The sequence below is a fragment of the Isoptericola sp. NPDC057559 genome (genome assembly GCF_042801555.1).
Lineage (GTDB): Bacteria > Actinomycetota > Actinomycetes > Actinomycetales > Cellulomonadaceae > Isoptericola.
This window is the reverse complement of record NZ_JBHVFQ010000028.1, coordinates 19,797-31,740: the sequence shown is the minus strand read 5'-3', so window position 1 is coordinate 31,740 and position 11,944 is coordinate 19,797. Positions and strand designations below refer to the sequence as shown.

Below are 11,944 nucleotides of genomic sequence, written 5' to 3'. Positions count from 1 at the left end.
CCCCTGGGAGGGGACCGCTCTCGGGCCCGATCTCTCGCCGTAATGACATAATGTGCATTATCGGTTATACGCCCAGGGTGACCGCTACCGGCGAGAAGGACTGTCCTGGGCCCCTGCCGGGCCCCTGATCGACACCCGCTCGCCGCGGCGGGAACGCGTCAGTCGAGCTCGCGCAGCTCGGACGTCATCGCCCCGCCGGCGTCTCCGGTGTTCACCGTTCCCTGCGGCTCGAACAGCAGCGCGTGCGTCTCCTCGTCGGCCCGCGGGTGGTGCTCGACGCCGCGCGGCACGACGAACACGTCCTGCGGCCCCAGGACGACGTCCCGGTCCCGCAGCTGGATGGTCAGCCGTCCGCTGATCACGACGAAGAGCTCGTCGGTGTCAGGATGCGAGTGCCACACGAACTCGCCCTGGAGCTTGACGACCTTGACGTCGTAGTCGTTCACGGACGCGAGCCGGTGCGGCTGCCAGGGCTCCTCGATGCTCGACAACGCGGCGGAGATGTTGCGGACGTCGTCACTCACGTCCTCGACGATACGGCGTCGGCTCCTCCATCGGTCGGTGCGGCAGGACCTCGGTCCGGACCGGGGCCCTGCTCCCCCGGTATTTCCCTGGGAGGCGTCCGACGGCTCGGGTACCGTCCTGGCCATGGCGTTCCGTGACGCATATCCCGACGGCTCTGGTACGAGCCGTCGTCGCGCGCTTCCCTGATCACCGACTCCCCCGCCCCAGAGCCACCCAGGTGAGGACCGTCCGGTCCTCACCTTTCGTGTTGTCACGACGGGCGGGTGCCACGGGGAGCTCTTCGCTCGTCCCGTCGAGGAGAGCTCCATGCCACCGTCACCCGCCACCACGCCCGACGAGGTCCTGGCCCACCTGAGTCGCACGACGGACCAGGTCTTCGGGCGCGACGACCTCAGGTCCCGGCTGGGGTCCGGCCGCCCGCTGCGCATCAAGTTCGGGGTCGACTGCACGGCGCCGGACCTGCACCTCGGGCACGCCGTGAACCTCTGGATGATGCGGTACCTGCAGGACCTGGGCCACGTCGTCGTCTTCCTGCTCGGCGACACCACGACCCGGATCGGCGACCCGACCGGGCGCAGCGCCACGCGCCCCGTGCTCACGCCCGCCGAGATCGACGCCAACGCGCGGGCGTTCCTGGACCAGGCGACCCTCGTGCTGCGCGACGACCCGGAGGTGCTCGAGGTGCGGCGCAACTCCGAGTGGTACGACCGGATGGCGATCACGGAACTGCTGGGCGAGCTCAGCCTGGTCACGCTGCACCAGCTGATGGCGCGGGACATGTTCCAGAAGCGGGTCCGCGACGGCCGCGAGGTCGCCGTGCACGAGCTCGTCTACCCGGTGCTGCAGGGCTTCGACAGCGTCGCGCTGGAGTCCGACCTCACGATCGTCGGCTCCGACCAGCTGTTCAACGAGGCGATGGGGCGAGAGCTGCAGGCCAGGCACGGGCAGCTCCCCCAGACGGTCGTCACCAGCACGATCACGCCGGGGCTCGACGGCGGGCCCAAGCAGTCGAAGTCACTCGGCAACTACGTGGGCCTCGCGCACGACCCCGCGGAGAAGCTGGGCCGGCTGATGACGCTCGACGACGACCTGATCGGCACGTGGGCCACGGTCTACACGGACCTCCCGCAGGAGGTCGTCGCCGACCTCGCCGCGCGTGGTGCCGCGGGCGGCCCGGGCGCCCGGGACGCGAAGCTCGACCTGGCGGAGTCCGTCGTGGCCCGCTACCACGGCGCGTCGGCGGCCGCCGACGCCCGGGCGGCGTTCCTGGACGTGTTCTCCCGGCGGCACGTCCCGGGCTCGATGCCCGACGCGTCCGTGGCGCTCCCCCGGCCGACGGTCGCCGAGCTGGTCAGCGCGGCGCGCCCCGAGCTCACCGGGTCCGCCGTGCGCCGCCTGGTCGCCCAGGGCGGCGTCCGCATCAACGGGGCCCCGCACCGTGATCCTCAGGCGCGTCCGGAGGTGGCGACAGGCGACGTCCTGCAGACCGGCAGGCGCCGCTGGTTCCGCCTGCGCCTCGCCGGCGGGGACGTCACCTCGCGCCGGCCTTCTCGGTGAGCACGCCCAGCAGGTGGGCGAACCCGCGGGCGTCGTCGATGGCGCGATGGGTGTGCTCGACGTCCCCGAGCCAGCCCTCGGGCAGGCCGGAGGACGCGGGCAGCTCGGCCATCGGGAGCCCGAGGACGGCCGCGGCGTACGAGCGCAGGCACAGGGCGGGGCCCGTGAACAGGACGTCCGCCTCGTAGGGGCCCTGGCACAGTCCGTACGGGGTGAACCGGCGCAGGTAGTAGTCGATCCAGGTCCCGTCGAAGGCCAGCGGAGCGGCGGCGAGCACGCGCCGGGGGCCGAGCGCCCTCGCCCAGGAGGTGAACTCCGCCATGACCCCGGGGATCGGGCGCGCGCCCTCGGTCGCGGCCGCCCAGACCGACGCCGGCTGGGTGCGGAACCAGGCCAGCGTGTCCGGGTTCGGCGCGGCGCCGGGCAGCGGCTCGAGCACCGCCTCGAACTCGTCCACGACGGTGCCGTCCGCCCGCGCCGCCACCGACGCGAAGGAGCGCAGGGAGTTGGCGCCGGGGTGCGGGCCGTCGGTCTCGATGTCCGTGACGAGGTAGATCCAGTCGTCGGTCATGCCGGGAGCGTAGGCGCGCCTCCCCCGGCGCCGTCGACGGGTCCAGGGTCAGCGGCCGGGGTGGGACCGCCAGTGCCCGGCCACGGCGCGGCCGGCGCGCTCGTGGGGCGGCACCCAGGTGGCGGAGGCGGGGCCGGCGGCCTCTCCCCCGCGCCGCGCGCCGCCGAGCGCGCGCACGACGTCGGCCGAGCGGGCCGCGGCGCGGTCCACGAACTGCGCCGCGACGCCGTCGGCGACGAGGTCGCGCTCGCCCTCCGCGGCGTCGCGCACGGCGTCCGGCCAGGCGTCGGCGTACGCGGCGGCGGTGTCCAGGAGCCAGCCCGCGTCGACGCCGAGCTCGCCCGCGGCGCGCTCGACGTTCCGGGCGCCGAGCGCACGCAGCCGGTACTCGCCGCCGAGCTTCATCGCGAGCCGCGCCTTGTAGCGGACCTCCTCGGCGGGCCACAGCAGCGCGGCGCTCACGAGGTCGTACAGCGGCGCCAGCACGGTGCGCGCCCCCACGTGCAGCAGCGCCAGGTTCTTGGCGTGGGCGTCGGTGCCGGCGACCACCCAGTTCAGGACGACGGAGCGTGCCAGGTCGTCGCGGGAGCGGGCGAGGTCGCGCCGGTCGACGGCACGCGCGACGACGGAGGCGACGTCCCGCACGCCCGGGCCGCCGTCGGACTCGTACTTGGCCGAGCGCCAGAGGCCGAGGGCCTGGCACATGTCCTCCTGGTGCAGCCTCCGCGCCTCCCCGTCCGGGGCGGGCACGCGGTCGAACCGCTCGACCACGACGGCGCCCTGGTCCTCGAACCAGGCGGTCTCGACGCCCGCGACGGCCAGCCCGAGCGATCGTGCCGCGCGCATGGTGACGAGCTCGGCCGCGGCCGAGTCGGCGACACCGTCGATGCCGATCTTGAAGATGTGGGTGCTGGCGGCACGTCCGGTGGGCTGGTGCCAGGTGCCGTCGGCGGCGCGGGCCAGCGCGAACTTGCCCTGCTGCCCGCCGAGGGAGAACCGGCCGCCGTGCCGCTCGAACGCCCAGGAGCTGTCGTCGGCGCGCAGCTCGCGCAGGTGGGCGGCGACCTCCGCCTCGCCCAGGGGCCGCGAGCCGGCGCCGTCGTGCGGCTCCTCGCCCTCGGGCACCACCTGGACGGCCCCGGCGCAGTCGGCGCCCATGTGGCGCAGCAGGGCGAACGCCGTCGCGCGCCGCTCGTCGAACTGCGCGGCCCAGCGGGCGCGGACCGTGTCGCTGTCCGGCAGGAGGTTGTCGATCCACGGCATGGCGACGTCGGGGCCGTGCTCGGTGACGTGCCGGGGCATGCTCACGGACAGCGACGGCGCCGAGCGCAGCCCCTGGTAGGCCGCCGTGTACGCGAAGGTGACGTCGCCGCCGCGGCCGCGGCGGAGCGTGCCCGCGTGGGCGCCGTCGAGCCAGACGTCGAGGCGGTCAGCCACGCGCCCGCCCCAGGACGGTCTCGAGCGCGTCGTCGGGCTCGTCGGGGACGACGTCGACGACGAGGTCGACGGCGCGCAGCGCGTCCAGCACCAGGTCGAGCCGGGCCGTGGGCGCCCCCGCCTCGGCCGCGATGACCCACTGGCGGGACACGTCGACGGCGGACGCGAGCTCGGCCTGCGTCATCCCCTTGTCCTTGCGGGCGCGGCGCAGCAACGAGCCGAGCTGCTCGGCGTCGGCGACGATCATGGGTCCCCTCCCCTGCCCTGCCGACGAATGTCAGCGGCGGACGACATCTGGTGCGATGTCAACGCTAAGTAACATGAGGTCGGATGTCAACGATCGGTGACATCGACGCCGGCGCGGCCGGCTCGTCGCCGTTGGCGGGCCGCCCTCACGTGAAACTTCCTTTCACGGCGGGCGGGAGTCGGCGGCAAGTCTTGACGCGCCCCGGGGACGGTCCTAACTTCAGCACAGGCGCACCCGGACAACGACGTCCCACGGTCCCGCACCGTCGCGCGCCCGTCCGACACAGGAGGACCTCGTGAAGGATCAAGGAACCAGGCGCCTCGTGCGCTCGACGGCGGTGCTGGCGGGCGCGGGCCTGCTGCTCGCCGCCGTATCCCCCGCCCAGGCGGAGACCACCGCCCCGACCAGCACCACGACCCGTACCCCGGCCGCGGCGAACTCGAGCGTCGACGTCGCCGCGATGGTCGACGCGATGACGCTCGACCAGAAGATCGGCCAGATGACGTGGACCCACGTCTACGGCTCGTCCGCGAACGACACGTCCATGGCGGCCAGCAACCAGGCCCGCTACGGGGTGAGCACCCCCGCCGAGGTGGTCCAGAAGTACGACCTCGGCGGCGTGCTCTACTTCGCCTGGTCGGGCAACACCGCCAACCCGCAGCAGGTCAACGGGCTGTCGAACGGCCTGCAGGACGCGGCGCTCGCGGACGGCGGGCCCGGCATCCCGCTGGCCGTCACCATCGACCAGGAGGGCGGCCTCGTCGCCCGCGTGGGCTCGCCCGCCACCGAGCTGCCGGGCAACATGGCGCTCGGCGCCACCTTCGACACCGGCCTGGCCCGCGCGCAGGGCGACATCCTCGGGTCCGAGCTGAAGGCGATGGGCATCAACGTCGACTTCGCCCCGGTGCTCGACCTCAACACCAACCCCGACAACCCCGTGATCGGCGTCCGGTCCATGGGCTCGGACGCGAAGACCGTGAGCCGGCTCGGGGTGGCGCAGATCCGCGGCATCCAGCAGCACGTCTCGGCGACCGCGAAGCACTTCCCCGGGCACGGCGACACCGAGACGGACTCGCACTACGGCCTGCCGGAGGTCACGTACGACCGGGCGACGCTGAACCAGCACCTGAAGCCGTTCCAGGCCGCGATCGACGCGGGCATCGACATGATCATGACGGCGCACATCGTCGTCGACGCCATCGACCCCGACCTGCCGGGCACGCTCTCCCCGAAGGTCCTCACCGGCCTGCTGCGCGACGAGATGGGCTTCGACGGCATCATCACCACCGACGCCCTCGACATGGAGGCCATGACGGACAACTGGACGCAGGAGGAGATGTCGGTCAAGGCCATCCAGGCCGGGTCCGACATCCTGCTCAACTCCCCCGACGTCGACGCCTCCATCGCGGGCGTGAAGCAGGCGGTGGCCGACGGCACGATCACCGAGGCGCGGCTCGACGAGTCCGTCACGCGGATCCTGACGTGGAAGGCGAAGCGGGGCATCCTCGAGCACCCGTACGCCGACCCGGCCGGGGTGGGCACGGTGGTCGGCTCCGAGCGGCACCTGCGCACGGCCGCGAAGATCGCGGATCGATCGATGACCCTGGTGCGCAACGACCGGCGCACGCTCCCCCTCGACGTACGCCGCGACGACGTCCTCGTGGTCGGCGCCGGGTCGGCCTGGCCGGAGCGGCTGGCGCCGATGCTCGCCGAGCGCGGGTTCGACGTGACCACCGAGCTGGAGAACGGCAGCTCCCCCTCGGCCGCCTACCGGGAGCGCGCCGTCGCCGCGGCCGCCGACGTCGACGCGGTCGTCTTCACGTCGAACAACGCGAGCGGCAACCCGGCGCAGCAGGCGATGGTGGCCGCCCTCGCCGCGACGGGCAAGCCCGTGGTCGTGGTGGCGGCACGCAACCCGTACGACGTCAACGTGTTCCCCGGGGCCGACGCGGTCCTGAACAGCTACGGCTACGGCGTCGTGAACTACGCGGCGGTGGTGCGCGCGCTGGCGGGCGACATCAACACCAAGGGGCGGCTGCCCGTGGCCGTCCCGAAGGCGGACGGCAGCGGCACGATGCTCCCGGTCGGGTACGGCGAGCACTACTCCGGGCGGCCGTGGTGGTCGCACGGGAAGCACCGGCGCTGAGACGGCGCAGGCGGCGCGCCGCCCCGGCGTCACCTCGCGGTGGCGTCGGGGCGGTCGTGCGTCCGTTGGTCGAGCCGCTCGAAGGCGCGCAGGGGCCCGGCGAGGATGCCGCCGTCGACCGGGAGGGTGACACCGGTGATCCAGGCGGCGTCGTCGGAGGCCAGGAAGGCGATGGCGGCGGCCACGTCCGCGGGCTCGCCGACGCGGCCGAGCGGGTAGAGGGGGGTGAGCCGGTCCGGGCCGCCCTGGGAGGCCCACACCCGGGTCCGGACGGTGCCGGGCGCGACGACGTTGATCCGCACGCCCCGGGGCCCGAGGCGGACCGCGAGGTTCTGCGCCAGGGAGACCAGGCCGGCCTTCGCCGCGGAGTAGTCCTCGCCGCCGAACGCCTGCAGACCGTTGACGGACCCGACCAGCACGATCGCCCCGCCGCGGGGCAGGTGCGGCACCGCGGCCCGGACGCAGCGGACGGGCCCGGCGAGGTTGAGGTCGAGGCCGGCGGCCCAGGTGGCGTCGTCCATGCCGTCGACGAGCGAGGGGTGCGCGGTGTCCCCGCCCGCGACTCCGACGAGCACGTCGAGCCGCCCGTGCCTCTCGAGCATGGCGTCGACGGCCGCGTCCACGGAGGCGCGGTCCCGGACGTCGCACGCGACGGCGGTGGCGGCGACCTGCCCCGGCCCGGCGGGCGGGAGGTCGTCGAGGGCGCGCCGGGCGGCGTCGTGGTCGAGGTCGGCGACGACGAGGGTGGCGCCCTCGTCGTGCAGGCGGCGCACGGTGGCGGCGCCGATGCCGTGCGCGCCGCCGGTGACGAGCACCACGCGTCCTTCGAAGCGTCGGGTCACGGTCTCCTCCTCGTCGGGTCCTGTCGTGCGGTGTCGTGCCCGCCGGGTGCCGGGTGCCCGGGCGTCAGAGCGTGAGGCGGTAGTACCTCTCCTCGCCGTACCGCTCGAAGCCCGCCTTGCGCAGGATGCGCGCGGAGGTGCTGACACGCCCCTTGACGAGCGCGAGGGTGGCGCCGGCGGCGTAGGCGATGCGCAGCCGCTCGACGAGGACGGCGCGGTAGGCGCCGCGCCCGCGGCGGTCGGGCAGGGTGCCCGCGCCCCAGAGGCGGGCGACGGTGCCGAGGCCGGGGTACGGGGCGGGCGCGAGGGTGAGCCCGGCGGAGGCGACGGGAGCGTCGTCGAGGTACGCGACGACGCGCGCCTCGGCACTGTGCTCGGCGAGGAGCGCGCGGGCGTTCTCGGCGAGGCGCTCGTCGTCCATGGGCTGCTGGTCCCACACGACGGTCTCGACGTGGTCGGCGTCGCGCAGCCCGTCGACGTCGGTGACCCGCCGGACGACGACCCGCTCGGCGGAGTCGTGGGGAGGCTCGTCGAGGGTGCGGGCCAGCACGTCCACCGTGTCCTCGAGGCGGGCGCCGCGCGCGAGCAGCTCCCCGGTGAGGTCGGGGGCGCTACTGGCCGACACCCACACCCCGAGGGTGTCGCTCCGCCAGGCGCGCGCCTGCTCGACGGCCCCGCGCAGCACGTCGCCCGGCGCGCGCTGCGAGGAGAGCCCCGTCAGCACGACCCGGCCGTGCGCCCAGGCGGGCCACCGTGTCAGCGTGACGTCGGTGGTGAGGCACTCGGCGTCCGGCGGCACCCACGACCAGTCGGCGGCGGCACGCAGCACGGTGGGCGGGTCCCAGACGTCGGTCATGACGGCAACCTAGCGAACGGTGCCAGGCCGCGGGCGGTGCCGCGCGGCGCGGGTCGGCGCGGGTCGGCATGTGTCGGCACGGTCACGGCGGGCGTCCTCAGAGACCGGCGGCGAGGGCGCGCACGACGTCCCCGGCGGGCCCGGCGGGCGCCGCGCGATGGCCGGTGCCGGCCCACAGGTGGAGGCGGTCCGCGTCGCCGGTCGCGGCCGCCCGGCGACGCAGCTCGCGCGTGAGGTGGTGCACCTGCGGGTACCCGAGCGGGGCATCCTCGTCGTGCCGGCGGACGAAGCCGTTGCGCAGCGCGCGGGCGGGGCGTCCGGTGAAGGCGCGGGTGACGGTCGTCGCGTCGAACCGGGGGTCGACGAGCGCGGCCCGGTGCGTGGCCGACGCCCCCGACTCGTCCGTGCGCAGCAGCAGGGTGCCCACGGCGACCGCCTGCGCCCCCGCCGCCAGCAGGTGGGCGACGGCGCGGGGGCCGTCCACTCCCCCGGCCGCGACCAGGGGCAGCCGGGTGCGGGCGGCCACCGCCGCGACGACGTCGGCCGTGGCGCCGTCGCCCACCGTCCGGGCGGGGTCCCACGTGCCGCTGTGGCCGCCCGCCGCGGGTCCCTGGACGACGAGGCCGTCCGCGCCGAGCTCCTGCGCGGCGACGGCCTCCTGCGGCGTCGCGACCGTCACCAGGACGAGGGACCCGGCCGCGCGCAGGGCGGCGACGTCGGCCGCGGGCGGCGGACCGAACGTGCACGACACGACGGGCACCGGGTCGCGCCGCAGCAGGTCGACCTTGGCGGCCCAGGCGTCGTCGTCGGCCGCAGGCACGGCACCGGGGTCGAGGGTCACGCCCAGCGCCGCGGCCTCGGGCGCGATCCGGCGGGCGTAGGCCGCGAGCGCCGTGGGGTCGAGGGTGGGGGTGCCGGGGGGTGCGGGGACGAAGAGGTTGACGCCGAAGGGGTGGCCGTGGGCGTGGGCGGCGCGGACCTGCGCGGCGAGGGCGTCGGGGGCCTGGTAGCCCCCGGCGAGGAACGCGAGGGCGCCGGCGTCGGTGGTGGCGGCCAGGAGGTCGAGGGTGGTGCCGCCGCCGGCCATGGGGGCGGCGACGAGGGGCAGGTCGGTGTCGGGGAGGCGGGTGGCCATGGACGGCATGCTGCCACCGTGCCGTCGTAGGGTCCGGGCATGACGCGGACGGACGACGCCGGTTCCTCGAGCCCTGTGCCTCACGCGGAGGCGCCTGCCTCGGCGGGGACTCCCCCGGTGGGTCCCTCCCCTGCGCGGCTGACGCTCGGGCGGCTGGTCTCGCACGTGCGGGAGGTGGGCGACGGTGTGGTCTCGTCGCTGGGGCCGGACGGTTCCCCGCAGGGGGCGTACCTGCCGGTGGCGGTCACGGACGCCGGCGAGCTGGTGTTCGACGCCCGGGTGGGGTCGCGCAAGGTGGTCAACCTGGGGCGGGACGCGCGGGTGGCGGTGGTCGTGGGCGGCGCGGGCGGGACGACGCTGCAGGCGCAGGGGGTGGCGGACGTGCCGTCGGGGCTGGACCGGGACCGGTGCGCGGCCGCGTACGCGACGGCGTTCCCGCAGTTCGCGGGGTCGCTGGAGGATCCCGGGATCGTGGTGCTGAGGGTGCGGGTGGAGTGGGCGCGGTGGGGTGACTACCGGGTCTCCCCGCCGGTGCTGGAGGAGTCGTCGGGCGGCGTGCGTGCCTGAGGGTCCGAGTCTGCCGGGCGAGCCGCCGGTGGCGGCGGGTCACCGCCAGCCGAGGGCGGGTGCGACGTGCTGCACGACGTTCTCGATGACGTGCGCGTTGTACTCGACGCCGAGCTGGTTGGGCACGGTGAGCAGCAGGGTGTCGGCGGCGGCGACGGCCTCGTCCTCGGCGAGGTCGGCCACGATGGCGTCGATCTCTCCGGCGTAGGTCTTGCCGAACCGCGAGCGCACGCCCTCGAGGAGGCCGACCTGGTCGCTGCTGGCGGTCTCCATGCCGAAGTAGGCGCGGTCGCGGTCGTCGGTGAGGGGGAAGATGCTGCGCGAGACGGAGACGCGGGGCTCGTGCTGGTGCCCGGCGGCGGTCCAGGCGTCGCGGTAGCGCTGGATCTGCTCGGCCTGGAGCTGGTGGAACGGCACGCCGGTGTCCTCGGACAGCAGGGTGGAGCTCATGAGGTTCATGCCCTGCGCGGCGGTCCACTCGGCGGTGGCGCGGGTGCCGGCGCCCCACCAGATGCGCCTGCGCAGTCCTTCGGAGTACGGCTCGACGCGCAGCAGCCCGGGCGGGTTGGGGAACATGGGGCGAGGGTGGGGCTCGGCGAAGCCTTCGCCGTCGAGCACCTCGAGGAACCGGGCGGTGTGCCGGCGGGCCATGTCGGCGTCGCTCTCCCCCGGGCGCGGCTCGTGGCCGAAGTGGCGGAACCCGTCGATGACCTGCTCGGGTGACCCGCGGCTGATGCCGAGCTGCAGGCGCCCGCCGGAGACGAGGTCGGCGGCGCCGGCGTCCTCCGCCATGTACAGGGGGTTCTCGTAGCGCATGTCGATGACGGCGGTGCCGATCTCGATGCGGCTGGTGCGCGCGCCGACGGCGGCGAGCAGCGGGAACGGGGACGCGAGCTGGCGGGCGAAGTGGTGCACGCGGAAGTAGGCGCCGTCCGCGCCGAGCTCCTCCGCCGCGACGGCGAGGTCGATCGACTGCAGGAGGGCGTCGGACGCCGAGCGGGTGGCGGACTGCGGGTGCGGAGTCCAGTGGCCGAAGGAGAGGAATCCGAGGTGTTTCACGGGGGCGTCAACCTCCTGGGCGTCGGGGGGCTTCCCGGTCTGCCTCCCGATCCTCGCCGCGGGGGGACGTGCTCGCCCGGGGGCGCCGCGCGGGCGTCGAGGGAGGGGCCCGGGCGGGCGCGGGAATTGGTGGTGCCGGGGTGCCGCTCGCCCGCCTAGCCTGGGCGCATGACCCTCGTTCACGACGTCGCCGGTGACCCCGGCGCGCCCGCCGTCCTGCTGGTGCACGCCGGTGTGGCCGACCGCCGCATGTGGGACGCCGTCGTCCCCGCCCTCGCCCGCACGTTCCGCGTGATCCGCCCCGACCTGCGCGGCTTCGGCGACTCGCCGCTGCCGGTGGGCGACGGCCCGACGGCGGACGGCGAGCCGGACCTGCGATACACGAACGCCGGCGACCTGGCCGCGCTGCTCGACGAGCTCGACGTCGCGGACGCGGCCGTCGTCGGCTCGTCCTTCGGCGGCAAGGTCGCGCTCGAGCTGACCACCGCCCACCCCGGGCGGGTGCGCGAGCTGGTGCTGCTGTGCCCGGCGGCGCCCGGCGTCCCGGACACGGAGACGTCGGACGCGTTCGACGCGGAGGAGGCGCGCCTGCTCGGCGCCGGCGACGTGGAGGGGGCCGTGCGGCTCAACGTGACGACGTGGCTCGGGCCCGACGCCGACGACGCCGCCCGGGAGGCGCTCGCGACCATGCAGCGGCGGGCGTTCGAGGTGCAGCTCGCGGCGGACGCGGCCGCGAGCGCCGCGGGGGCGCCGGAGCCCGGCCCGGACGGCGTGGAGGTCGACCTGGCGGGGATCCACGTGCCGACGTTCGTCGTGGAGGGCGCGCACGACATGGACCTGCTGCGCGCGTGCGCCCGGCGGGTGGCGGACGAGGTGCCGGGGGCGGAGCTGTCGGTGCTGGACTGGGCGGGGCACCTGCCCGTCCTGGAGCGCCCGGACGCGGTGCAGGCGCTGCTGCTGGACGTGCTGCGCGACGACCCGACGGTGCACGCCCCCTGACGG

The 11,944-nt window shown here is 75.3% G+C and carries 12 protein-coding genes; 4 read left to right on the top strand and 8 right to left on the bottom strand.

All coding sequences use genetic code 11. The features are described from left to right. Positions 1-158: 158 nt before the first annotated feature. Entirely contained in the window at positions 159-524 is a 366-nt protein-coding gene (locus ACFU5J_RS18900; protein WP_430579754.1) for a cupin domain-containing protein, read from the bottom strand. Between the two features lie 307 nt (positions 525-831). On the opposite strand from ACFU5J_RS18900, the gene tyrS reads away from it, so the two are divergent. Further along, on the top strand, positions 832-2,082 hold the full coding sequence (gene tyrS / locus ACFU5J_RS18895) for a tyrosine--tRNA ligase (protein WP_430579753.1): 1,251 nt from the start codon (positions 832-834) through the stop codon (positions 2,080-2,082). On the opposite strand, the gene ACFU5J_RS18890 is transcribed toward tyrS, so the two are convergent. The 3 genes from ACFU5J_RS18890 to ACFU5J_RS18880 are packed head-to-tail and all read right to left on the bottom strand — an operon-like array spanning position 2,057 to position 4,337. Continuing rightward, positions 2,057-2,653 carry a hypothetical protein gene (locus ACFU5J_RS18890; RefSeq protein ID WP_430575683.1) on the bottom strand — a complete coding sequence of 199 codons (597 nt, stop codon included), beginning with the start codon at positions 2,651-2,653 and terminating at the stop codon, positions 2,057-2,059. The genes tyrS and ACFU5J_RS18890 overlap by 26 nt on opposite strands. Positions 2,654-2,701: 48 nt before the next feature. Beyond that, positions 2,702-4,090, bottom strand: a complete 1,389-nt coding sequence (locus ACFU5J_RS18885) for a type II toxin-antitoxin system HipA family toxin (RefSeq protein ID WP_430579752.1) — start codon at positions 4,088-4,090, stop codon at positions 2,702-2,704. Then, positions 4,083-4,337, bottom strand: coding sequence for a helix-turn-helix domain-containing protein (locus ACFU5J_RS18880; protein ID WP_430579751.1), 255 nt, complete (start codon positions 4,335-4,337; stop codon positions 4,083-4,085). The genes ACFU5J_RS18885 and ACFU5J_RS18880 overlap by 8 nt, the downstream gene beginning before the upstream one ends. A 295-nt stretch (positions 4,338-4,632) precedes the next feature. Between ACFU5J_RS18880 and ACFU5J_RS18875 the strand changes: the two genes are divergently transcribed. Further along, entirely contained in the window at positions 4,633-6,483 is a 1,851-nt protein-coding gene (locus ACFU5J_RS18875; protein WP_430579750.1) for a glycoside hydrolase family 3 N-terminal domain-containing protein, read from the top strand. Positions 6,484-6,512: 29 nt separating this feature from the next. Here ACFU5J_RS18875 and ACFU5J_RS18870 read toward each other — a convergent pair whose 3' ends face one another. The 3 genes from ACFU5J_RS18870 to ACFU5J_RS18860 all read right to left on the bottom strand — a co-directional run bounded on the left by ACFU5J_RS18870 (position 6,513) and on the right by ACFU5J_RS18860 (position 9,316). Beyond that, the gene (locus tag ACFU5J_RS18870) at positions 6,513-7,325 is read right to left on the bottom strand and encodes an SDR family NAD(P)-dependent oxidoreductase (protein ID WP_430579749.1); all 813 of its coding nucleotides are present in this window, start codon (positions 7,323-7,325) and stop codon (positions 6,513-6,515) included. Between the two features lie 64 nt (positions 7,326-7,389). Next, positions 7,390-8,181: a hypothetical protein gene (locus ACFU5J_RS18865; RefSeq protein WP_430579748.1), complete on the bottom strand. Its 792-nt coding sequence runs from the start codon at positions 8,179-8,181 to the stop codon at positions 7,390-7,392. 97 nt (positions 8,182-8,278) lie between these two features. Beyond that, positions 8,279-9,316 (bottom strand): nitronate monooxygenase, encoded by a 1,038-nt coding sequence (locus ACFU5J_RS18860; protein WP_430579747.1) that lies wholly within the window; start codon positions 9,314-9,316, stop codon positions 8,279-8,281. A gap of 117 nt (positions 9,317-9,433) precedes the next feature. Here ACFU5J_RS18860 and ACFU5J_RS18855 point away from each other — a divergent pair, with 117 nt between their 5' ends. Beyond that, positions 9,434-9,883: a pyridoxamine 5'-phosphate oxidase family protein gene (locus tag ACFU5J_RS18855; protein WP_430579746.1), complete on the top strand. Its 450-nt coding sequence runs from the start codon at positions 9,434-9,436 to the stop codon at positions 9,881-9,883. Positions 9,884-9,922: 39 nt separating this feature from the next. On the opposite strand, the gene ACFU5J_RS18850 is transcribed toward ACFU5J_RS18855, so the two are convergent. Next, a complete protein-coding gene (locus ACFU5J_RS18850; RefSeq protein WP_430579745.1) occupies positions 9,923-10,942 on the bottom strand; it encodes an LLM class flavin-dependent oxidoreductase in 1,020 nt (339 codons plus the stop codon). 168 nt (positions 10,943-11,110) lie between these two features. Here ACFU5J_RS18850 and ACFU5J_RS18845 point away from each other — a divergent pair, with 168 nt between their 5' ends. Beyond that, a complete protein-coding gene (locus ACFU5J_RS18845; protein WP_430579744.1) occupies positions 11,111-11,941 on the top strand; it encodes an alpha/beta fold hydrolase in 831 nt (276 codons plus the stop codon). Positions 11,942-11,944: the final 3 nt, after the last annotated feature.

Bases quoted from the DNA above. Each gene is read 5' to 3' on its own strand.
- tyrS (WP_430579753.1), top strand. From the start codon at position 832: ATGCCACCGTCACCCGCCACCACGCCCGACGAGGTCCTGGCCCACCTG.
- ACFU5J_RS18890 (WP_430575683.1), bottom strand. From the start codon at position 2,653: ATGACCGACGACTGGATCTACCTCGTCACGGACATCGAGACCGACGGC.
- ACFU5J_RS18880 (WP_430579751.1), bottom strand. From the start codon at position 4,337: ATGATCGTCGCCGACGCCGAGCAGCTCGGCTCGTTGCTGCGCCGCGCC.
- ACFU5J_RS18865 (WP_430579748.1), bottom strand. From the start codon at position 8,181: ATGACCGACGTCTGGGACCCGCCCACCGTGCTGCGTGCCGCCGCCGAC.
- ACFU5J_RS18860 (WP_430579747.1), bottom strand. From the start codon at position 9,316: ATGGCCACCCGCCTCCCCGACACCGACCTGCCCCTCGTCGCCGCCCCC.
- ACFU5J_RS18845 (WP_430579744.1), top strand. From the start codon at position 11,111: ATGACCCTCGTTCACGACGTCGCCGGTGACCCCGGCGCGCCCGCCGTC.